Genomic DNA, 22,558 nt, shown 5'->3' on the forward strand with positions numbered 1-22,558 from the left:
TTTACTCCTCCTCATGCGGCGCGATCTCCCCCTGCGCCTCCAATACCGTATGCAGGAGATGGACGAGCACGCGCGTGATGCGCACGCCGTCGACCTCCTCGACGTAAAATAGTGTCCCTGCGTGCGCCGCCATCTGCCCGATGCGCGGAGCCTCGCCCAGCTGGTCGTAGAGCCAACCGCCGATGCTGTCCACATCCTCGTCCTCGATGCGCACGCCGAGGAGATCGGCGACCTCTTCGAGCAGCAGCTTTGCATCAATCGAGCAGACAGCGCCCGCGCGCCACTCGACGCTCTCGCGCTCCTCGTCGAACTCGTCGCGGATATCGCCGACGATCTGCTCAATGATGTCCTCGACCGTCACCATGCCCGCCGTGCCGCCGTACTCATCGACCACGATTGCGAGCTGCGACCCCTGCTCCTGCATCGTGCGCAGGAGCACGCTGCCGTCCATGCTCTCGGGTACGACGAGCGCCTTGCGGATGTAGCGGCGCAGGTTCAGCCGCTCCCCTCGGACGAGCGGCGGCAGGAGATCCTTGACATGGATAAAGCCGATGATGTGATCCTTGTCCTCGTAGCAGACGGGATAGCGCGTCTGCTGCTCCTCGAGGATCGTCTTGATGCGCTCGGCGGGCGTGTCGTCGAGGTAGAGGCAGATCATATCCGTGCGCGGCACCATGATCTCGCGCGCGTTCAGCTCCGTGAACGAGAATACATTGTCCACGAAGTCCGCCTCGGTGCTGTTGATGAGTCCCTGCCGATAGCTTTCCTTCATCAGGAGGCGGATCTCCTCCTCTGTGTGCGCGTCCTCATTCTCCCCCTTTACATCGTAGCCAAAGCGACGGCTAATTGCATTTGCAACTGTGTTCAGGATCCAGACAAAGGGGCGCATGACACGTCCAAAGAGCACCATTGGAAACGCGATGGAGAGCATGATGTTCTCGACATTTGCAATCGCCATCGACTTCGGCGTGAGCTCGCCGAGCACGATGTGCAGCGAGGTGATGATCGTGAAGGCGACTGCGAGCGCGACCGTATGCCCGACCTCATCGGGCAGCCCGACGGCGCGCGTCACTGGAAGGATCAGCGTTGCGAGTGCCGGTTCACCCACCCAGCCGAGGCCGAGCGAGGCGAGCGTGATGCCGAACTGTGTCACCGAAAGGGAGTAGTCGAGATGCTCCGTGAGCTGCTTGGCATATTTTGCGCGGCTGCTGCCCTCCGCGATGAGGGTCTCAAGGCGCGAGGTGCGGATCTTCACGCAGCAGAACTCCGCCGCAACAAAGAAACCGTTCATGAAGATCAGAAAGGCGACGAGCAGTATATCAAGTAATGTGGGCACGATGTCCACGAACGGAGGCCTCCTTTGGAAAACGGTGGAAATCGGAGCATGTCATCAGGCGCGCGGCAGACGGGAGAGTTCGATCTCCATGCGCGCGGCGAGCGCCTTCAGTTTGTCCATCTCCTTCTCATCCACGAGCGAGATGACCGCGCCCGCCTTGCCCGCGCGCGCCGTGCGCCCCGCGCGGTGGCGGTAGGTGCGCACGTCCTCGGGCAGATCGAGGTGGATGACATAGTCCACATTCTCGATGTCAAGTCCGCGCGCGGCGAGATCGGTGGAAATCAGCAGCTCGGCGCGCCCCGCACGAATCGCGTCCAGTGCCGCACGGCGCTGATCGCGCCGCTCCTGTCCGAGGAGCGCGACCGCCTTGATGCCCTCGTAGCGCAGCTTTTCGAGCGCGTGCGCCGCATCGAAGCTGCGCCCGACGAAGACAAGTCCGCGCCTCACCGGCAGACGGCGCGTCAGCTTCTGTACTGCCTTTATTTTATCACGAAACGATACAATATGATAGTAGTTTTCATAGCCCCCGTTCGTGCTCTCCGCGCGGATGAGGCGCGGCGCAAAGAGGCTCTCCGCCATGCGCACCGCCGCCGTCCCCGCCGTCGCCGAGAGAAGAAGAGCCTGTCGTTCGGGCGGCAGGAGGCGGACAACGGCGCGCACCTCGTCCAGCTGCTGCTTGCCGAGGAGACGATCAAACTCGTCCAGAACGAGAATTTTCACGCCCGAGAGTTTCAGCTTGCCGAAGCGGTGGATCTCCGCAATGCGCGGCGCAGAGCCGACGATGACGGCGGGCTTCTTCTTGAGCGCTTCGATCTGCCGCTTGACATTCGCGCCGCCGATGAGCGCCTGTACGCCGAACGCGAGTCCAGCCGCCTGTACGAGTTCGCGCGCAACGGTCGCAATCTGCATGGCAAGCTCGTGCGTCGGTGCGAGGATGAGTGCCTGTGCTGTACGCGCGGCAGGGTCGATGCGCGTGAGGAGCGGCAGGAGATAGGCGAGCGTCTTGCCCGTGCCCGTCGGTGCCGCACCGATGAGGTTCTCCCCCGCGCATGCGGCGGGGATGAACGCCTCCTGTATCTCCGTCGGCACCGTAATGCCGCGTTTCTCGAGCGCCGCCGCAAGGCTCTCGGGCACGCCGAGCGATGTAAATGTTGTCATGTTATTCTCCAAAAAAGATTGCATCCATCTCCGCCTGCTCGTCCGCCGTCGGCGTATAGCTGCGCCGCGCCGTCATTGCAGCCACATGCGCACCGCCACTCGCACCAGCCGCCCCCGATGCGCGCGGAATGCGCCGCCCCGCAAAATCAGGCTTGCCGTTCGCATCATTTGCCGTCATGCGGCACCGGGGGAATGCAGAGCAGCCCCAAAAATCGCCGTGTTTTCCCTTGCGCTTCTGCATGACACCGCGCCCGCACGCAGGACAGGGAATGCCCCCCCCGCCCGCAATCTTCGCTGACAATGCAGCATTGCAGAGATCGCGCGCAAACGCCGCCTGTCCCGCAAGGAATTCCTCGGGCGTCCCCTCGCCCTCCGCCATCGAGTGGAGGCGATCCTCCCAGACCGCTGTTGCATCCGGATAGGTCATCGTATCGGGCAGTGCATCGATGAGAAGGTATGCCGACTCCGTCGGCGTCAGCACCTTTTTCTTGCCCGCCGCATGAAGGAACTTCCTCCGAATCAGATCCTCGATGATGCTCGCGCGCGTCGCCTCTGTTCCAATGCCGGAGACATCGCGCAGCATCTTCTTCGCAGCCTCGTCCATCACATACTTGTGAATCTCCTTCATGCCCTGCAGGAGGGTCGCGGGCGTAAAGCGCGTGGGCGGCTTCGTCTGCCGCGTGCCGAGCTCCGCCGACACGTAGTCCGCCGCGTCGCCCTTCTTCATCGGCGGCAGAACAGTGCTCTCCTCGTCCTCCTTCTCCGTATCCTCGGACTCGGATTTTCCCGTGCGGTACATGGCGCGCCACCCCGCCGCGCGCTCCGTGCGCCCGCTCGCCGAGAACAGATCTCCGTGATAGGTGACCTCGACCTTCGTCTGATCGTAGACGTAGTTCGGATGAAACTGCGCAATGTAGGCGCGCGCAATCAGCTCGTAGATATTGCGCTCCACCGCACTCAGTCGCGCGAGGTTCACTGGCACGGTCGTCGGGATGATCGCGTGATGCGCCGAGATCTTCGCATCGTTCCACGCGCGCGATTTCTGCTTTGCATCCGCCTCACGCGCCCATGCACCGAACGGCGTGTCCGCGAGCGCAGCGAGATTGCCGAGGATCTTTGGCGCGTCCTTGTGCTGATTCACGGGCAGATACTCCGCATCCGAGCGCGGGTAGCTCGTCAACTTCTCCTCATAGAGCTTCTGCGCCGTATCGAGCACCTGCTGCGGCTCGTAGCCGTATCGCTTGCCCGCGAGCACCTGCAATGCCGAGAGAGAAAATGGGAGCGGCGGCGGCTCCTCCTTCTTCTTGCGCTCATAGCGCGTGATCTTCGCGTCCTGCGGATCGCCGCCGAACGCCTCCAACGCAGCGCGTGCGGCGCTCTCGTCTACAAGACGTCCCTCGGGATCGAGCGTCGTGCGCTCCTCCGACGGCTTCCACCGTGCACGAAACGATTCGCCCGTCTTCTCATGACGAAATACAGCGTCGAGCAGATAGTAGGTTGCGGGCTTAAAGTTCTCGATCTCGCGCTCGCGTCGCACAACGAGGGCGAGCGTCGGTGTCTTGACCCGCCCGATGGGGAGCACGAGCCGATCATGCCCCGCACGCCGCACCGCAAGCGTATAGGCGCGCGAGAGATTCATCCCGATGAGCCAGTCCGCGCGCGCACGCGCGAGCGCCGAGCGCTTGAGCGGCAGGAAGTCCCGATTGTCGCGCAGGTCGCCAAGCGCATCGTGGATGCTCTTATCGTTGAGCGCGTTGATGAGGATGCGGCGCACGGGCTTCTCGTTGCCAAGATAGTCCAGTACCTCATCTACAAGCAGCTGCCCCTCGCGGTCGGGGTCACCGCCGTGCACGATCTCATCCGCACGCTCGATCAGCCCCTTGACCACGGCGAACTGCTGCGCTGCGCTCTCGTTCACGACGAGCCGCCACTCGGTGGGCAGGATTGGCAGATCCTCCGCGCGCCAGCGCTTTAGTTTCGGATCGTATTCCTCCGGCTCCGCCTGTCGCAGGACGTGACCGAAGAGCCACGTCACCACGCCGCCGCCCGTCTCAATCCACCCCGCCCCCTTCTTGTGCGGCGCGGGCAGACACGCGGCAAGTGCACGCCCGACACTCGGCTTCTCCGCGATGTAGAGCCTCATGCAAACACCTTCGAGAGCGCCCAGATGAGGAGGACAAACCAGAGAATCACGATAATGGATGCCACAACGAGTATGAGCGTCCCGTAGCGCGCCACGCGCCGCTCGCCCTCCGCACGCGCGTCGGGGGGCAGCATACGCACAAGCAGCTCCGTCGCCGCCGGCAGGATCACCATATCATCCACCGCGCCGAGCAACGGAATCGTATCGGGTATGATGTCAATGGGACTGACGAGATAGAGCAGCGCAAGCGGGAAGAGAAACTTCACCGCACGCGGCGTATCGCGCCGCACCATTGCAAAGAGCAGGACGGCAATATCGCGCCGCAGCGCACGCAGCAGCACCAAAAATCGCAGCATAGAAACCTCCGATCATGTCATGTCATGTCATTATGCTCAGTATACCATTCCGCCCGCCCTCTTTCAAATGCAAATGAAAAGGGCAGACGCGCAACGGCATCTGCCCTTTTGGATAGGTTCAAAGATTTTTACGCAAGCGTAACGAGCGGCTTGCCCGTCATCTCCTTCGGGATTGGAATCCCCGCAAGCGTCAGAAGCGTCGGTGCGATATCGCAGAGCGCGCCCTTGTGCACTTCCTTGATGCGGTCGGAGACCACGATGAACGGCACGGGATTCGTCGTGTGCTTCGTGAATGGCTGATTCGTCTCGTAGTCCCACATCTTGTCCGCGTTGCCGTGATCTGCCGTAATGCAGACCTCGCCGCCAACCTCGCGGATGGCGTCGACAAAGCGCCCAACGCAGGTGTCGACCGTCTCAACCGCCTTCACAACCGCAGGGACGACACCCGTATGACCGACCATGTCGCAGTTCGCATAGTTGAGGATGATGAAGTCGTACTTACGCGACTTGATCGCCTCAACCACCTTGTCCGTGACCTCGATCGCGCTCATCTCGGGCTGCAGATCGTAGGTCGCAACCTTCGGGGAGTGCACGAGGATGCGATCCTCGCCCTTGTACGGTTCCTCGACGCCGCCGTTGAAGAAGAACGTGACGTGTGCGTACTTCTCCGTCTCGGCGATGCGCAGCTGCGTGTAGCCGAGATCCTGCACATACTGACCGAACGTGTTGTCGATCTCCTCGGGCGGGAACGCCACGAGCGCGTTCATCCCCGCCTCGTACTGCGAAAACGTCGCAAATGGGATCTTCAGCGACTCGTCACGCCGGAAGCCGTCAAACTTCTCATCGACGAATGCGTGTGTGAGCTGGCGCGCACGGTCAGGACGGAAGTTGTAGAAGATCGCCCCGTCGCCGTTCTTCATGCCGGGGTATCCCTCGACCACGAACGGGACGACGAACTCATCCGTCACGCCCTCGGGCTTCTCGCTCGTATCTGCATAGGATGCAAGCAGCCCGTCCACTGCCGTCTTTGCGACGGTCTTCGCCTTTGCGTGTGCAATGGCCTCATAGGCGAGCTGCTCGCGCTCCCAGCGCTTATCGCGATCCATCGCGTAGTAGCGTCCGCTGACCGTTGCGATCTTGCCGACGCCGATCTCCGCCGCCTTCTTTTCAACTGCCTCGAGATATTCCTGCGCGCTCTTGGGCGGCACGTCACGGCCGTCGAGGAACGCATGAATCCAGACCTCGGTCAGCCCCTCGCGCTTCGCCATCTCGAGCACGCCGAAGAGATGATCGTCATGGCTGTGCACGCCGCCCGGAGAGACGAGCCCCATGACGTGCAGCGCCCCACCGCGCTCACGCACGCCGCGCACGATCGTGAGCAGCGCCTCGTTCTTGAAGAAGTCGCCGTTGCGGATGTCGCGCGTGATGCGCGTGAGCTGCTGATAGACGATGCGACCCGCGCCGATATTCGTGTGCCCGACCTCGGAGTTGCCCATCTGCCCGTCCGGCAGGCCGACGTACTCGCCCGACGCCTGAATCTCATTGTGCTTGTACTTCTTCAGCAGTCCGTCAATCACGGGAGTCTTTGCCATTGCAATGGCGTTGTACTTGAGGTCGTTCGGATCGCCGTCGCCAAAGCCGTCCATGATGATGAGTGCCACGGGGGCATTTTTAAGTTTTGCCATAATATTTGATTCTTTCTAAGAGCTTTCGCTCAATACTCAGGAGGCGCAGATTCTCCGCAAAGCGAAGCGTCCGCGCCAACCAAGCAAATGTATATGTCTGTAGAAAAATCAGAAGTTGACGATCGCAGCGAAATCCTTCGCCTTGAGCGCCGCGCCGCCGACGAGTGCACCGTCGACATTCGGCTTCTCCATGAGACCCGCAATCGTCTCGGGCTTCACGCTGCCGCCGTACTGGATGCGTATGCCCTCGGCTGCCGCCGCGCCGTACTTCGCCTCGATGGTCTTGCGGATGTGGGCGCAGACCTCCTCTGCCTGCTCGAACGTCGCTGTCTTGCCCGTGCCAATCGCCCAGATCGGCTCGTAGGCGATGACGAGCTTCGCCACGTCTGCCGCCTCGAAGCCCGCAAGCGCCGCCTCGATCTGATAGGCGACATAGGCGAGGTACGTGCCCGCCTCGCGGATCTCGAGCGACTCGCCGCAGCAGATGATCGGCGTGATGCCCGCGGCATATGCTGCATGCGCACGCTTGTTCACGCCCTCGTTCGTCTCGCCGAAGTAGTCGCGACGCTCGCTGTGGCCGAGCACGCAGTAGGAGACACCGAGCTCCGTGAGCATATCCGTCGAGATCTCGCCCGTATACGCGCCGCTCTTCTCCCAGTGCACATTCTGTGCGCCGACTGCGATGTTCGTGCCTTTGACTGCCTCGGTGACACCCGCGAGAGCCGTTGCCGTCGGGCAGACGACGACCGTCGCCTTTGCGTCCTTGACGAGCGGAGCGAGCTCATTCACAAGCGCGACGCCCGCCGCAACAGTGTTGTTCATCTTCCAGTTGCCTGCAATGATCGGTGTTCTTGCCATATGTATGATTCTCCTCTATCGTTCGTCTTATTCGTCCGCGAGTGCCGCAATGCCCGGGAGCACCTTGCCCTCGAGCAGCTCCAGCGTTGCGCCGCCGCCCGTCGAGATGTGCGAGATCTTCTCCGAGAGCCCCGTCTTCTTCAGCGCTGCGATGGAGTCGCCGCCGCCGACGATGGAGATTGCGCCCTCCTTCGTCGCCTGCGCCACAGCGCGTGCAACCGCCTCCGTGCCCTTTGCAAAAGCATCAAACTCGAACACCCCCATGGGACCGTTCCAGATGACCGTCTTTGCGCCCTTCAGTGCATTGACGTACTCCTCGGAGGTCTTCGGGCCGCTGTCAAGCGCCTGCCAGCCGTCGGGCACCTTGTCCACATCGACAATCTTCGTATTGGCATCCGCCGCGAACTTGTCCGCAATGACGAGATCGACGGGCAGAACGACCTTCACGCCCTTCTTCTCCGCCTTCTCGAGCAGCTCCTTCGCGAGGTCGATCTTATCGCGCTCGACGAGAGAGTCGCCGACCGGATAGCCCTTCGATGCGTCAAAGGTATGCGCCATGCCGCCGCCGATGATGATCGTGTCGACCTTGTCGATCATGTTCTCGATGACGCCGATCTTGTCCGAGACCTTCGCGCCGCCGATGATAGCGACAAACGGGCGCTTCGGGTTCTCGAGCGTCTTGCCGATGTAGTTGATCTCCTTCTCCATGAGGAAGCCCGCGACCGTCTCGAGATACGCCGTGATGCCGACGTTCGAGGCATGCGCGCGGTGTGCAACACCGAAGGCATCGTCCACAGCAATGTCTGCAAGCGAAGCCAGCTGCTTTGCAAACTCAGGATCGTTCTTCTTCTCTGCCTTGTGATAGCGCAGGTTCTCAAGGAGCAGCACCTCGCCCGGCTTCAGATCGGCAGCAGCCTTCTCCGCCTCAGGACCCACACAGTCAGGCGCCCATTTCACGGGCTGCCCGAGGCACTCCTCGAGGCGCGCCACAATCGGGCGTGTCGAGAACTGCGGCTCGCGTGCCTCCGTCGGACGGCCGACATGGCAGGCAAGGATGACCGCTGCACCCGCATTCAGGAGATGCTGAATCGTCGGGAGCGTCGCGCGGATGCGCGTGTCGTTCGTAATGTGCTGATTCTCATCCATCGGCACGTTGAAGTCCACGCGGACAAATACCTTTTTCCCGTGCGGCTCAATGTGAAGCATTGTCTTTTTGTTCATATTGTCCCCTCCATAAAGAAACGAGATCCGGCCCAAACGTCGGCCGGACCTCGTGAAAGATCGTATGCATACGGTACCATGGAGCAAACGCTAGCTATCCGCATCCACGTCCCATATATCTCTGTTTACTTGTCAGCCGAGTTCCGCAAAGTACTTGATCGTGCGAACCATCTGGCTCGTGTAGCTGTTCTCGTTGTCATACCAGGAGACCACCTGAACGAGCGTGTTGCCGTCGCCCGTGTCGCTGACCATCGTCTGCGTCGCGTCGAAGATCGAACCGTACGTCGTACCGATGATGTCGCTGGAGACGATCTCGTCCGTGTTGTATGCGAACGACTCCGTTGCTTCCTTCTTCATCTGCGCGTTGACCTGATCGACCGTGACCTTGCCCTCAACCACCGCATAGAGGAGCGTCGTGGAGCCCGTCGGGGTCGGAACGCGCTGTGCCGAGCCGATGAGCTTGCCGTTCAGCTCGGGGATGACGAGACCGATTGCCTTCGCTGCGCCCGTAGAGTTCGGAACGATGTTGAGCGCTGCTGCACGGCTACGGCGCAGATCGCCCTTGCGCTGCGGACCGTCGAGAGGCATCTGATCACCCGTATACGCATGGATCGTCGCCATGATGCCGCTCTTGATCGGAGCGAGATCATTCAGCGCCTTCGCCATCGGAGCAAGGCAGTTCGTCGTGCAGGAAGCAGCCGAGATAACCTTGTCGTCCTTCGTGAGGTTCTTGTGGTTGACGTTGTAGACAATCGTCGGGAGGTCATTGCCCGCAGGAGCGGAGATAACAACCTTCTTTGCGCCGGCCTTCAGATGTGCCTCAGCCTTTGCCTTTGCCGTGTAGAAGCCCGTGCACTCGAGCACGACATCGACATCATGCTTGCCCCATGGGATCTGCGATGCATCCGCCTGTGCGTAGATATTGATCTTCTTGCCATTGACCGTGATGGAATCGTCACCCGCCGTGACCGAATCCGCATACTTATAACGCCCCTGCGTGGAGTCATACTTCAGGAGATGAGCGAGCATCGTCGGGCTCGTCAGATCGTTGATCGCGACGACCTCATAGCCGGGAGCATCGAACATCTGACGGAACGCGAGACGACCGATACGGCCAAAACCATTGATAGCAACTTTTACTGCCATTGAAATACCCCCTGTTGAGTCCCTAATTATTGGCGCCGCATGCCTTTTGCCGCCGCGCTCTTCATACGATTTATATTATAAACCATTCCCAATAAAAGTCAAATCATTTATCTTGCACAGAGTGCTTTTCACGCAACATTTTATCCAAATGTAAAAATCGCTTGCCACAGCGCGCAAATTTTCGTTAAAATAGAAACATCAGTTGAACCGTCTGTATCTTCTACGGAAAGAGGCATCGCATGAGCACCAACATCCTCGACATGGAAACCCTCGCCCTCGACGAAGAGGAGCATGCCCTTGTCATCATCGACCAGACCAAACTCCCGAATAGAGCCGAGTACCTGCATCTAAAAACGCAGGGCGAGATCTGGACGGCCATCCGCGAGCTCCAAGTGCGCGGTGCGCCCGCCATCGGCGACGCCGCCGCCATCGGCATCTACCTCGCCGCACTCGAGATCGACACCGACGACTACGATGAATTTGCGCGCCGCTTCCACACTGCCGCTGACTACCTCAACTCCTCCCGCCCCACCGCCGTCAACCTCTCGTGGGCGCTGAACCGTATGGAAACGGTCGTCAAAAACGCAGCGGGCAAATCCATCCCCGAGATTCGCAGTCTCCTGCGCAACGAGGCGCTGCGCATCAAGCAGGAAGACATCGACATCTGCAAAAAAATAGGCGAGCATGCGCTCACCCTCGTCAAGCCCGGATACGGCCTGCTCACCCACTGCAACGCAGGACAGCTCGCCACAGCCAAATACGGCACCGCAACCGCCGTCATGTATCTCGGCCACCAAAAAGGCTACAACTTCAAAATCTACGCCGACGAAACGCGCCCCCTCCTCCAGGGCGCACGCCTCACCGCCTACGAACTCAGCGCCGCCGGCATGGACGTCACATTGATATGCGACAATATGGCAGCGACCGTTATGAAAAACGGCTGGATCGACGCCGTCTTCGTCGGCTGTGACCGCGTCGCCGCCAACGGCGACGTTGCGAACAAGATCGGCACCTCCGGCGTCGCCATCCTCGCCAAACACTACGGCATCCCCTTCTACGTCTGCGCCCCCACCTCTACCATCGACATGAACACCCCAACAGGTGCCGACATTCACATCGAACAACGCCCCCCCGAGGAAGTCACCGATATGTGGTACAAGGAACGCATGGCACCGAAGGAGGTAAAAATATACAATCCTGCGTTTGATGTCACAGATCACGAACTGATTACGGCAATTGTGACGGAGGAGGGAGTCGTGAGCGATCTCGAACACCTTACCTCCAACAAAATCTAGCCGTTACTTTTGATTTGCAAAGAGCTATTGTGGGAAGTCTTTTTAACTTGTGCAACAGCTCTGTTATGCTTTTTTACACATTCACATCCATAAGCCACTGATTTATCCTTCGATCCAGCACTTCCAACAGATCAGCATACCGTTCCCTCACCTCATGATAAATATCCCGCGCCACATTCTCATCATAGGTATGCGATGATAGATTACGCTTCTCCATCATATCCAGCCACTCTTCAGCATCCGAAATCAGCCCCTGTTTCCATCCTTCTCGGATGCTGCTGCGCGGACTGTTTGCCTCGATACCTTCATACTCCAAAATCGCCTTCATCAACTTCCAGGCAAGCTCAAAACAAAATTCAAAGCGCTGGATCGTCGCATCCAAATACATATCATCCAGATCGGCTTCTTTTTTCAGCGCTGTCTGCAATCGCAATAATGCCCGGTGATAATCTTCCTCTTTCAGGCGAATCCGCTCCACTGTCATAACACTTCTCCCTGCCTCCACACAAAAAAGGAGTTTTCCCTCTCGATCAATTGCATCTCGCAGCTTTTCATTCATTTGGTGATCGTAAAGCACAATATCGAATGTATAGGGTAAATTGCTCTGCTCAAATTCCTCCAACAAGGTGCTTCTTATGTCTTGATCGTTTTCTATCGCTAAATCGACATCGGATGTCACACGGTAATCTCCACGTGCCCTTGAACCAAAAAGCCTAACCCGGTGGATCTGATCGCGATGCCGATCTAAGATATGATAGATTTGCTTCCATTGTGCACTCGTTAATCCATACACATCTTATCACTCCAATCGGACAATTTCAGTATTGTATATATTCTCTCTGTAAAACAAATCACCTTCTCCACAGAAGCATGCCAAGCAAAAACGACAGTACCGTATTCTAGTGTGAGGTAGAATACGGTACTGCCGTTTAGTTTACAGATTCTCTTTATACCACTGAATCGCTTCCTTGATCCCCTTCTCGAAATCATACTCCGGCGCATAGCCGAGATTTTTGCAAATCTTCGAGATGTCCGCCCCGCTGTGGCGAATATCACCCTTGCGCTCCGGACCGAAGATCGGCTCCAGATCTTTGCCGAACAGTTCACTGAGCACCGCATACATCTCATTCAGGCTCGACCGCTTGCCCGCCGCGACATTATATGCCTCGCCCGCCGCCTCATGTGATGCAACGCATGCGAGGAGATTTGCCTGCACAACATCCTCCACATACACAAAATCACGTGACTGCTCCCCATCGCCATTGATCGTCGGCGGTTCATCGCGCAGCAAGCACTCAATGAACTTGGGGATCACCGCCGCATACGCGCCATTCGGATCCTGCCGACGACCATAGACATTGAAGTAGCGCATTCCATAGCAGTCCAGCCCGTAGTGCATCGTATACTGATGCGCGTACTCCTCCGCCACGAACTTCGTCACCGCATAGGTCGAGAGCCGCCGCCCGACAATCTCCTCACGCTTCGGCATCGTCTCGTCGTCACCGTAGACCGCAGCACTCGACGCATAAGTGAACTTCTTCACCCCGTTTTTCGCCGCCGCCTCCATCATATTGACCGTGCCCACAATATTCGTCAGCGTATACTCCACTGGCTGTTCAATGCTCTCCGGCACACTCACCGCCGCCGCCTGATGAAGCACATAGTCCACACCTTCACACACGCGGTTACAGAGTGCCGCATCCCGAATATCCCCCTCCACGAACTCGAACTTCGGGTTTCCCCGAAATCCCGCGATATTCTTCGCATATCCCGTCGACAAATTATCCAGCACACGAACACTGTGCCCCATCGACAGCACCGCCTCGCACAGATTCGAGCCGATGAATCCTGCCCCACCGGTGACGAGGAACAGACTGTTGTTTGAAAATGTAATCGTATGGTAGTTCATAATATCCTCCACACTTTCATCCATAAACATGAATCAGAAAATAAAGCTCCCAGAAAGCACTGATAAATTCAGGCTCTACTCCAAAACTAGTGGAAACGCTATTTTTAGAATGGAACAGGCGTAGCTAATTTCAATTTTCCTGCAACCAAGTAGATCATTGCGGCATAGCCTTCAAAGGTATGAAAACCTGTTGCCTTGCGCTTCGCCGCTTGAATCATCGTGTTGATTCCTTCGCAAATCGCGTTCGTCAGGCGCGTATGAAAATAGTTCAGTATTTCTTTGCTGTGATTCCTGAGCGTCAAGACGGCATCCTTCATCGGTTTCAGTCGGCAGCGTCGCATCCATGAACACAGCTTGTCCAGTCGCTCCTGCGCCTCCACCATGGAGGTCGACGCATAGAAGTCATCCAGAGACCGGACAATCCGAAAGGCACGTCCCATCTTCTTGTACTGCTTGGAAAGCTCCGCTACCATTGTCCATTGCTTGTTGTTCATGCGTCCTTCCGGCACCATGAACAGTTTGCGGCACAGGAACAGTTCCTTTTTCCGGCCGGCTTCTTTTTGCTCATCCTTACACACCGCATCCAAGGCTTTGAGCAGCACCTGTTTGACGTGAAATTTGTCGATGGTCTGCTTGGCGTTCGGAAACACTTCCCGGACAGCGGACAGGTAGCTTGCGGACATGTCGCTGGTGGCAGAATTAACCCTCTTCGTGTTGCCGCCGTTCCTCTCAAGTTTTTCACCCACGTTTTTAACCGCCATTTTGTCGCGGCTGGGTTCGACATCGAAGACTTGGCACTTGTATGCGTCGATAGCGACGGTGACGTATTTGTGCCCACGCCGAAAGAATGTCTCATCCATAGCGATGGAGCAGACAACGGAAAGATCCATACGATTTACCTCGTCATGCACCCAATACGTAAGGATAGCGGCAAGCGACTTTTCGTCACAGCGAAGCAGACGAGAGGCTCTGGCACGGGGAATGTCTTGCAGGAGCAGCATGGCGTAGCCTTCGAACAGCAGGGGAAAGCGACTGTTCTTGCGCGCAAACGGCGCATTGACCTGCACAGTGCCGCATTTGTCGCAGAGAACACAGGGACGCTTGCAGTGGACATAACAGGGATAAAACAGGCAGTCCGCATGAGGCCAGATACGCTCCTTCAGCTCGTAGCCGTACCGTTTGGTCGGCGCACCGCAGACAGGACAGCACAGCGCAGCCGTCTTGTCTACGCCCACATGTATATGGATTACCGGCTCTTCCTCGTTAAATTCTGCGCCTATGATATACTATGGATCCTCTAGACGCAGTGATCCTGCGAGCGTCTTGTCAAAATTCTCGACCATTTGTCATCCCCCTAGACGATTATACCATTTCCACTACTTCGGGAGTAGAGCCAAAATAGTTTGTGTAAAAGCCAAAAAGGAGCTAGCATAAATATCTGGAAGAAGGATATATGAAGGAGCGCATTAGGAACTTACATGGCAGACGAAATGATTGAGATACAAGCGCAAGCAATCTATAGCATGGAAAACTTGGCCGGCATAACTACACGGAAGTATTGCCGGAAGGTTTCCTTATAATTGTGCAGCTTATTCTTGCGATGAACCATCAAATATTTCGCTTTCTAGTTGTTTATACACCTCCATATCAAAAGTAATTAAAGAAACCATGACGTCCCTGACAAATATATCAGCATTACTTCCGCATTTTGTTAGAGATAATTGCTTTTTAAGCCCTGTATAAATATCTCCAAGCGCATGTTTATAATCATCATTGGGGTTGCCTCTATCAACAGATTTTTTTAAAGCATCATGCTTCAATTGTATACATTGTTCATACTCTTCCTCTTTCCCCTCTCGTTCACATAGTTTTTTTATCAGCGTATCATCAAGCAAGTAAGCCTCTAAATTTCTTCTCTTTAAAACCTTAATTCCTTTTTGATTAAGTTCTCTAATTTCCGATTCAGTTCTATCATCGCGATCAATAATTTTAATTACATGAACCCCTCCTAGCAAAGTAGTTAAGAAACCTCCTTGCTTTGTTCCGATAGTTTCAATATCCTTGCAAGAACCGCCTGAAATAAAAACCGCCCCTGGATACTTTTTTTCAAATATCTTCGTATAAACTGATTTATCAAAATCTCTACGCCCATTTCCATTAGAATCCCCTTCACAAATAACAATCGTTTTGGGTAGTATTAATTTTGCAAAATCACCAAATACTAACTCATAGAACTTATCCATAACAGCTTTTTCTTTTTTACTTGGATAAATAGCTTGTTTAACATCAAAATCCTTTTCACCAAAATCTAAAAAAATCACAGTGCCTGGATGTATTTTTTCGAGTTCTTCAGCTGCTTGTAGCATCCCGATTGAATGCGTTGAAATCCACAATTGAGACTCTCTCGGTACCAATGCATATAGCTCATGTAGCACTCGCCCCTGCAATATTGTATGCAGATGTGCCTCAGGTTCATCAATACAATATACTGCATCTGGATAGTATCTGGATAGTATCTTGAATGAATTACAAGATCCAAAATCAAATCAAACGCAGCTTTTTCGCCTGCTGAAAGATTGCTGTACACAAAATTTTTCGATATCCCTTTTGTGAAATAAAAATTTCCACTCTTAAGAGGTTCACCTAAGGAAGAAAACTCCAAATCTTCAAATACACGATTCATAGCGTCACGGATCTTTCCAAACAGCTCATCACGCAAAGCTTGAACCGTCTTCTCATTATTTTTTCATTAAAGATCTCAGATACTGTATCTACCACAAGTCGCTGATAGTTGTCAGATACCGTTTGATCATTTTCACTAAGTGTTGATAACCGAATTCTCTTAGTAGGATCTTCTTTTTTTTCTATACTAGTAATCTGGAAACTAGGTTCATTTCTATATGCACTCCTGAAATAAAAACGTCCCTTAACATCGTCTTGAGCAACTTCTTTCGAAAACTCAATGTCATGGAAATATATATTAACTAAGTCACGAAGATCGCTACTCTGCTCCTCAGATTCATGTTTACATTGTTTTTCTTTTTTTAAATACTCACGATTCCCTTGATTAGCATATCCAAACCACTTATAATAATGATTCATTCCTTCAAAAAACGAAGTTTTACCTGAGCCATTTGGACCAACAAGTATGATCATTTTAGCTGTTTTAGGAATTTCATCCACAATTAAATGTGTAAAGCGTTTAAAATCACGCAGTTCTATACTTTTTATTCTCATTTTCTGCTCCTAACATTATACGGATTGATCTCCATTACATATTCTGCTAATCTTCACAAACACCCCAACTACATAGCAGTTTCCCGATGAATTTCCCACACAATCTTATCCTCTACATCAATATCCTCACCCGTCTGGATCTCCATTACCTTCAGCAAGGTCTCTGCTCGTATCGTATGGAACGACCCACGCGGAATGCGCACCGTCTGCCCCTCGGCGACGGCGAACTCGTTGCCATCGAGCTTCACCCAGCCGCGCCCCTTGATCACTGTCCAAGTCTCATCTCGACGCTCATGCAAATGATAGGTAAGAGAGTGTCCCGGACTAAGCGTAATCTTGATCGTAAGGCTCTCCGTTTCCGCGTCGATAATGCGGAACTCGCCCCATGATTTTTCGGTATACATGACCGGTGTATGAAGCTTCTCTGCATAAGGCTTCATCGCACTGGAACGCTCCTTATCCGAAATGAGAATGCCCTCCGGACTCGCCGCAACCACAACATCCTTCAGGCCCATGCAGAGGATCGGCATGGGGAGCGTATTCACAACATGGACATTTTTGCACATCTCATCCATCGTGACACGACCGATCGAAGACTCAGGCATCACCTCGGCAAGCGTATTCCATGTACCAATGTCAAGCCATGTCCCGCTATAACGCTGAACTGCAATATTTTTTTCTTTCTCAACCACGGCATAATCAAAACTAATTTTGGTGAGTTCCTCATAGCGGTTGAAGAGATCCTCATAGTCAATATAGTCCAGCAGTTCACGTGCTTTATCAAGTGCATAGCCAAGCTTGAACGCAAAAACGCCGCTGTTCCACAATGCTCCCTGCGCAATGTACTCCTCAGCGGTTTCCTTGTTCGGCTTTTCCTTGAACGACTGCACCATGCTCTGCGATTCCTGAGAAGCAGGAATAATGTAACCATACTTCTCACTCGGGTAGGTCGGCTCAATCCCCATCAGCACGAGATTTGCAGCTTCTTTCCGTTCAGCCTCCTCAAGCAGCCGGAGAACCACATGAAAATAATCTCCTTCGACATAAGGATCGGCAGGACAGATTGCAACTGCCTCACCCAGAGGAACGCCACACACCTCATGCAAATACGCACAGACCAAGGCAATCGCAGGAAATGTATCACGCCTGCATGGCTCAATGGAGATATTCACACCTGAGCCAAGCTGTCGTCGAATCAGCGAGACCTGCTCCCGTCCTGTCGCAATAGTTATGGGAATTCCAGGGACAGCCGTTTGAAGCTGACGGCAAACACGCTGAATCATCGACTCATGTGTGCCATCTTCCCTTTTCAGAAGACGGAGAAACTGCTTCGAATAAAGGTCATTCGAGAGAGGCCAGAGGCGTTTTCCAGCACCACCGGAAAGCAATACGATCTGCATATCAAACCTCCACAAACATAAGTCAAAGGTATTTCAGACAGAGCCAGATGGTTTTATGCCGTATAGTTTCCTGGCCATATAATAATCCTCCGGGACGCCGATATCTATAAAAAAACCTCTGGATTCATATCCGATAATTTTCTTTTTGTCTATATTGTCTTCCATATATTTTTCAAATGAAAACTTTTCAGCCTCAAGTTCCAACAATTCTCTTTTAAGGCAATAACAACCTCCATTAATCCAGCCTTTTGTTTGAGCAAGTTTTTCGTGAAAACTTACGATCCGCCCACCGCTTCTCTCTACTGTTCCATAACGGCTACAATCATCCATCCACTTAATCGCCATAACAACATCTGCTTCACTCGTTTGAAACAATAAGCGCATCTGCGAAAAATCCACATCAAAACAGGTGTCACCATTCAGAACAAAGACACTATCTTTTGCGCATTGCCTAAGCGCCTTTTTTATTGCTCCACCTGTAAAAAGAGGCGTTTCTTCTTCAGAGTAACTTACATCAAGCTTACCGTATTTCAATCCGTAGTATGCCCTGATCTTATCACGCATATACCCGGTTGATAAGATAACACGCGTAAACCTCGCTGCCATCAATTTATCCAACAGAATATTCAAAAAAGGGGTTCCGTTATCATCCATCGGCGCCATTGGTTTCGGTACATCTGTAACAACATGTCGCAATCTTGTACCAAATCCTCCCGCTAGAATAATTGCCTCCATAAACACCCTCTCTAACTAATGTTCTATCCTCTCAAATACTGCTCAGGTATACTATAATCCTCTGCCTTGAAATAGATCACCTGCGTCCCATCGTTTTCAAAAGCAAAAGGAACATATAGCAACTCATTTAATTCTTCCAATACGGCATCCTGCTTATCCGGCTCCACAAAAAAGAGCAAAAAACCGCCCCCCCCTGCACCTAGCAGTTTTCCCCCTATCGCGCCCGCTCGAATCGCTCGTTGATAAATATCATCAATATAATCTGTAGAAACAGCCGTTGAAATTCCGCGCTTCAGCTCCCAAGTATAATGTAATAGTTTACCAAACTCATTAAGGTCACCATTCGATACCAGGATTTCCTCGGCATCATCAACCAAGGACTTCATTTCTAAAAGCTCCTTAGTTTTATTGCTAATATTTGCCTCTGTTTTCTTTTGAATATCTGCGGATATACGAGAAAAGCCTGTGAAGAAAAGAAGCAAATGCTCATTAAACTCTTTTTTTCTCTGATTTGAAATAATGACAGGCGTGACTTTATATCCGTTTCGGTTCATATCAATACGGTTAAGCCCGCCATACGCTGCAGCAATCTGATCTTGAATTCCGCCGGCTTCCCCGCAAAGAACACGCTCTACATAGATGGCTTCATCTGCCAATCGATGCTTATCCACACGTTTTCCTTTAACGCCATAAAACGCATTCAACATTCCTACGGCAAAAGAGGATGAAGTTCCCAACCCGGTTCTCGCAGGTAAATCTGCCTCATAAGAAAGGCGGATCTCATGCATATCCTTGAACTTCATCAAATTACGGATAAGAGGATGCTCAATTTCATCAACGCTACGCACGCGCTCGATATTGGCATAGGAAAACTCGCTCGCGTAATCAAAAAAAGGAGGTAGATGTCGAACGGTAACATAGCAATACTTGTCAAACGTTGTTGACAACACTGCTCCACCATATTTCTCGTAAAATTCGGCGATGTCTGTTCCCCCACCGAAGAAGGACATCCGAAAAGGAGTTTTTGTGATGATCATAAGACATCTCCTTAATTCAAAAATTATTATCAAAACACATCATAATTGTGACAAATGAATTATTAAAACTGAAAGTATAAGAACTCTGTCATTTGTGATAAAGAAGCTATCCCGTAGGAAAACAACGCCGCCAAAACGACTGCCCATTTGTAGTTAGGTTGTAATTTTTTAATAATATTATTCGAGCTAGGGCAGAAAACCACTAACAACAAGACAACAAGTGTTTTCCTAGGAACATCATATTCTGAAAGTGCCATCAAGTTGGTATCAAAATTCCCGTTCATAAAGGTGGCAACCGCCGGGGGTAAAAGGACGCCATTCCCACCAACCATTGCATACAAAACTTGAAGTGCATCCGTAACAGACTCCGCACGGAAAAAGACAAATGCTACCAAAACCAATCCAAGCGTCAGAACATACCCAAGAGGCTTCCACATCCAGAGATGGTATTTCTTCCACGTATGATTGAGGACAAGTCCAAGTCCATGCAGTGAACCGAAAATAATATAAGTCCATCCGGCACCATGCCAAATGCCTGCAATAAACATCGAGGCAAAGGTAGCTGCCATCGCCTTGCCGAATGTAATTTTCTTACACACCATCACCATCGGTGTATAAAGATAGTTGGTGATCGTCGTAGTTAGAGACATATGCCAACGCTGCCAAAAGTTAATAATACCATAGGCACGATATGGCGCATCGAAGTTAATGGGTATGTTAATGTTCATCATACGGGCAATACCAACTGCCATATCACTATATCCGGAAAAATCAAAGTATAGCTGCATCATGTAGCAGATGGCAACGGTCCAGCTGTCCACCAAGGTGAGCTGCTCCGGATGAGCAAAACCTTTCGCAACAACAGTAACAAAGCTGTCCGCAATCAACACTTTCTTTGCGAGGCCAATAATAAACAGACTCAACCCGCGTCCCATATTATCCCAGTCCACACGACGCAAAGTAGCATCCTTAAACTGCTTCATCATGGGACGATGATAGAGGATCGGACCCGCCAAAAGGTGTGGAAAGAACGATACAAACAGCGCATAATGAATGAGGTTACGCTCTTTTGCCACCCCTTCATAACAGTCTACGAGATAGACCATCTGCGTAATCGTAAAGAAACTGATGCCGAGCGGAAGGATAATATGCAGGAGAGGGAACTGCGCACCCAGATAATTCAAATTCTCAAGGAAGAAATCCGTATACTTGAAGAAGCCAAGCAATCCTGCATTAAAAATAATTCCCAACAGGAACATCGTCTTTGCATTTTTCTTTTGTTTTTCCTTGCGGTATCGGATGATGTAGCCACTGATCACATAGTTGAAGCCGATGCTCAGCAAAAGGAGCGGCAGATACTTAATATCCCAATAGGAATAAAAGAACAGGCTAAGTCCGACGAGCCAGATGTTTGCCCATTCCGATGTTTTCTCCCGATTGCCGAGAAAGAAATATCCGCCAACGGCAATCGGGAGAAACAGGAACAGGAACTCATATGAGTTAAAAAGCACTGCTTAATTCTCCTCTATCTTTTCCTGAATGAGGTCAATCATTTCGCCAACATTCTTCAGATCCTGCAACTCACCAAAGGCAAACTTGATATCGAACTGCTTTTCGATAGCAACAACAAGACGGATGTGAGACAGCGAGTCCCAATCCTCGATTTGCTCTGCATTGCTCTCATTGGTGATGACAATATCCTCATCATCAAAAACATCCTGAAAAATCGGCTGGAGGTCGTTTAAGATTTCTTCTTTGGTCATGATTATCTACTCCTTTATCTTTAGATCACTTAGAAGCCATCGCCGCCCGTCACAGGAATGTTAACGCCTGTGATAAAGGTATTCGCATCAGAAAACAGATATTCAATCACTCCGACAACATCCTCTGTCGTTACATTGCGCTTTGCAGGATTCCCAGCCGCACTCTGCTGAACAACCTGCTCATGCATATTTTGAAGGAATTTCGTCTCCATCATCGACGGAGATACCATATTGATCTGAATGTTCTTCGGCGCATACTCGACGGCAAGTGCTTTCCCAAGCCCCATGAGAGCGTATTTTGCCATAACATAGCTTGACAGGTATTTCGGCGGCACATTGATCGTACACGAGGAAAGCCCGATCACAATCTTCCCCTGCTTAGCCTTCGCCATCTGCTTGATAAACGACTGCAAAACAACGACAAGCGCTCTGCATTGGACGGTCATTTGCCCCTCTGCATCACTCCAAGTGATCTCTGTAAATCGCTGATTTACAATTGGTACAGCAGGAACATGGAGGATATGTGTCGGTACGAATCCCTCCGATTTCAGCCCGTTTGCAAAAGCCATCGTACTCTCTTCATCACGAAAGTCAGCTTGTACCAACCTCATCTGCGCAGGAATTTCTTGCGCTATTTTTTCCAGTTCTTTCACATTGCGAAAATACTGGGCGACGATCTCGTCGTCTTCCTGCCACCTATGCCGCCGCAGGAATGTGCAGCAAAGATCAGACGAGGCGCCAAGCAATAAATATCGTTTTCCCATCAAAGCACCCCCGCTTCTATTCTCGCCTTGGAGACTTTCTTCCCGTCTTGATTGCGAATGGCTGCCTTGACAATAATCTGCCGAACGCTGTCATTTTTCTCCGTAATCTTCCCCTCTACACGCAGGGTATCGCCAATAAATACGGGGTGTAAAAAATCGCTATGTACGCATTGCAGCAAGCAGTGCTCCCCCGGAAGATGTTCCCCTGCAAGGCAGCTATAGAGCGATGCGGTCAGCATCCCATAGACAACGCGATCCGAAAAGCCATGATCCCGTGCGAAGTCAGAACTTACATGGAGTGGATTATTATCGCCGGAGACTGCACGGAACTGCTGCATCATTTCCGCTGTAACCTCGCGCGTAAACGCAGCACTCTGTCCCACATAAAGCTCTTCATAGGTCAAGTGATTCATGCAGATACCTCCGTTAAGGAAATGAATTTCCCCTGTTTCTGATAAGTATCAAGAGACAGTTTCCAGACAGTATCATCTCCCTCCTGCGTAATCTTCTCAAAA

21 protein-coding genes are annotated in these 22,558 nt (G+C 52.7%); 1 reads left to right on the plus strand and 20 read right to left on the minus strand.

The genetic code is table 11. From position 1 onward, the window contains the following. Position 1: 1 nt before the first annotated feature. From HMPREF9163_RS04215 to gap, 8 genes are all read right to left on the minus strand, one after another. Entirely contained in the window at positions 2-1,345 is a 1,344-nt protein-coding gene (locus HMPREF9163_RS04215) for a hemolysin family protein (protein ID WP_009440427.1), read from the minus strand. A 45-nt stretch (positions 1,346-1,390) separates the two neighbouring features. Next, entirely contained in the window at positions 1,391-2,494 is a 1,104-nt protein-coding gene (locus HMPREF9163_RS04220; RefSeq protein WP_009440428.1) for a DEAD/DEAH box helicase, read from the minus strand. Position 2,495: 1 nt separating this feature from the next. Continuing rightward, positions 2,496-4,637, minus strand: coding sequence for a DNA topoisomerase III (locus HMPREF9163_RS04225; RefSeq protein WP_009440429.1), 2,142 nt, complete (start codon positions 4,635-4,637; stop codon positions 2,496-2,498). Further along, a complete protein-coding gene (locus HMPREF9163_RS04230) occupies positions 4,634-4,993 on the minus strand; it encodes a YkvA family protein (RefSeq protein WP_009440430.1) in 360 nt (119 codons plus the stop codon). The genes HMPREF9163_RS04225 and HMPREF9163_RS04230 overlap by 4 nt, the downstream gene beginning before the upstream one ends. A gap of 128 nt (positions 4,994-5,121) precedes the next feature. Then, on the minus strand, positions 5,122-6,678 hold the full coding sequence (gpmI, locus tag HMPREF9163_RS04235) for a 2,3-bisphosphoglycerate-independent phosphoglycerate mutase (protein ID WP_009440431.1): 1,557 nt from the start codon (positions 6,676-6,678) through the stop codon (positions 5,122-5,124). Between the two features lie 108 nt (positions 6,679-6,786). After that, a complete protein-coding gene (gene tpiA / locus HMPREF9163_RS04240) occupies positions 6,787-7,536 on the minus strand; it encodes a triose-phosphate isomerase (protein WP_009440432.1) in 750 nt (249 codons plus the stop codon). A 27-nt stretch (positions 7,537-7,563) separates the two neighbouring features. Continuing rightward, entirely contained in the window at positions 7,564-8,757 is a 1,194-nt protein-coding gene (pgk, locus tag HMPREF9163_RS04245) for a phosphoglycerate kinase (RefSeq protein ID WP_009440433.1), read from the minus strand. A gap of 132 nt (positions 8,758-8,889) precedes the next feature. Next, on the minus strand, positions 8,890-9,903 hold the full coding sequence (gene gap / locus HMPREF9163_RS04250) for a type I glyceraldehyde-3-phosphate dehydrogenase (RefSeq protein ID WP_009440434.1): 1,014 nt from the start codon (positions 9,901-9,903) through the stop codon (positions 8,890-8,892). A gap of 239 nt (positions 9,904-10,142) precedes the next feature. Between gap and mtnA the strand changes: the two genes are divergently transcribed. Further along, positions 10,143-11,198, plus strand: a complete 1,056-nt coding sequence (gene mtnA / locus HMPREF9163_RS04255; protein ID WP_009440435.1) for an S-methyl-5-thioribose-1-phosphate isomerase — start codon at positions 10,143-10,145, stop codon at positions 11,196-11,198. Positions 11,199-11,271: 73 nt separating this feature from the next. On the opposite strand, the gene HMPREF9163_RS04260 is transcribed toward mtnA, so the two are convergent. The 12 genes from HMPREF9163_RS04260 to HMPREF9163_RS04315 form a co-directional block, all read right to left on the minus strand. After that, entirely contained in the window at positions 11,272-11,991 is a 720-nt protein-coding gene (locus HMPREF9163_RS04260; protein ID WP_037346011.1) for an HI0074 family nucleotidyltransferase substrate-binding subunit, read from the minus strand. A gap of 141 nt (positions 11,992-12,132) precedes the next feature. Next, positions 12,133-13,107, minus strand: a complete 975-nt coding sequence (locus tag HMPREF9163_RS04265) for an SDR family oxidoreductase (protein WP_037346012.1) — start codon at positions 13,105-13,107, stop codon at positions 12,133-12,135. A gap of 104 nt (positions 13,108-13,211) precedes the next feature. Beyond that, positions 13,212-14,342, minus strand: a complete 1,131-nt coding sequence (locus HMPREF9163_RS11915; protein WP_083475858.1) for an ISL3 family transposase — start codon at positions 14,340-14,342, stop codon at positions 13,212-13,214. A 354-nt stretch (positions 14,343-14,696) separates the two neighbouring features. Beyond that, positions 14,697-15,623, minus strand: coding sequence for an AAA family ATPase (locus HMPREF9163_RS12165; RefSeq protein WP_198142767.1), 927 nt, complete (start codon positions 15,621-15,623; stop codon positions 14,697-14,699). Between the two features lie 163 nt (positions 15,624-15,786). After that, complete coding sequence (locus HMPREF9163_RS12170; RefSeq protein ID WP_009440442.1) at positions 15,787-16,344, minus strand: AAA family ATPase; 558 nt, start codon at positions 16,342-16,344, stop codon at positions 15,787-15,789. 68 nt (positions 16,345-16,412) lie between these two features. Then, a complete protein-coding gene (locus HMPREF9163_RS04285; protein ID WP_009440443.1) occupies positions 16,413-17,744 on the minus strand; it encodes a sugar phosphate nucleotidyltransferase in 1,332 nt (443 codons plus the stop codon). Positions 17,745-17,777: 33 nt separating this feature from the next. Beyond that, positions 17,778-18,479, minus strand: coding sequence for a nucleotidyltransferase family protein (locus HMPREF9163_RS04290; RefSeq protein WP_037346016.1), 702 nt, complete (start codon positions 18,477-18,479; stop codon positions 17,778-17,780). A gap of 23 nt (positions 18,480-18,502) precedes the next feature. After that, the gene (locus HMPREF9163_RS04295; protein WP_009440445.1) at positions 18,503-19,516 is read right to left on the minus strand and encodes a GHMP kinase; all 1,014 of its coding nucleotides are present in this window, start codon (positions 19,514-19,516) and stop codon (positions 18,503-18,505) included. 62 nt (positions 19,517-19,578) lie between these two features. Then, positions 19,579-21,027: an MBOAT family protein gene (locus tag HMPREF9163_RS04300; RefSeq protein ID WP_009440446.1), complete on the minus strand. Its 1,449-nt coding sequence runs from the start codon at positions 21,025-21,027 to the stop codon at positions 19,579-19,581. Positions 21,028-21,030: 3 nt separating this feature from the next. Then, complete coding sequence (locus HMPREF9163_RS04305; protein WP_009440447.1) at positions 21,031-21,279, minus strand: acyl carrier protein; 249 nt, start codon at positions 21,277-21,279, stop codon at positions 21,031-21,033. 29 nt (positions 21,280-21,308) lie between these two features. Beyond that, positions 21,309-22,043 carry an SDR family NAD(P)-dependent oxidoreductase gene (locus HMPREF9163_RS04310; RefSeq protein ID WP_009440448.1) on the minus strand — a complete coding sequence of 245 codons (735 nt, stop codon included), beginning with the start codon at positions 22,041-22,043 and terminating at the stop codon, positions 21,309-21,311. Next, positions 22,043-22,456 (minus strand): MaoC family dehydratase, encoded by a 414-nt coding sequence (locus HMPREF9163_RS04315; protein WP_009440449.1) that lies wholly within the window; start codon positions 22,454-22,456, stop codon positions 22,043-22,045. Before HMPREF9163_RS04315 ends, HMPREF9163_RS04310 begins: the two co-directional genes overlap by 1 nt. Positions 22,457-22,558: the final 102 nt, after the last annotated feature.

Origin of the sequence: Selenomonas sp. oral taxon 138 str. F0429 (assembly GCF_000318175.2) — a bacterium.
In the GTDB taxonomy this organism is placed as follows: domain Bacteria; phylum Bacillota; class Negativicutes; order Selenomonadales; family Selenomonadaceae; genus Centipeda; species Centipeda timonae.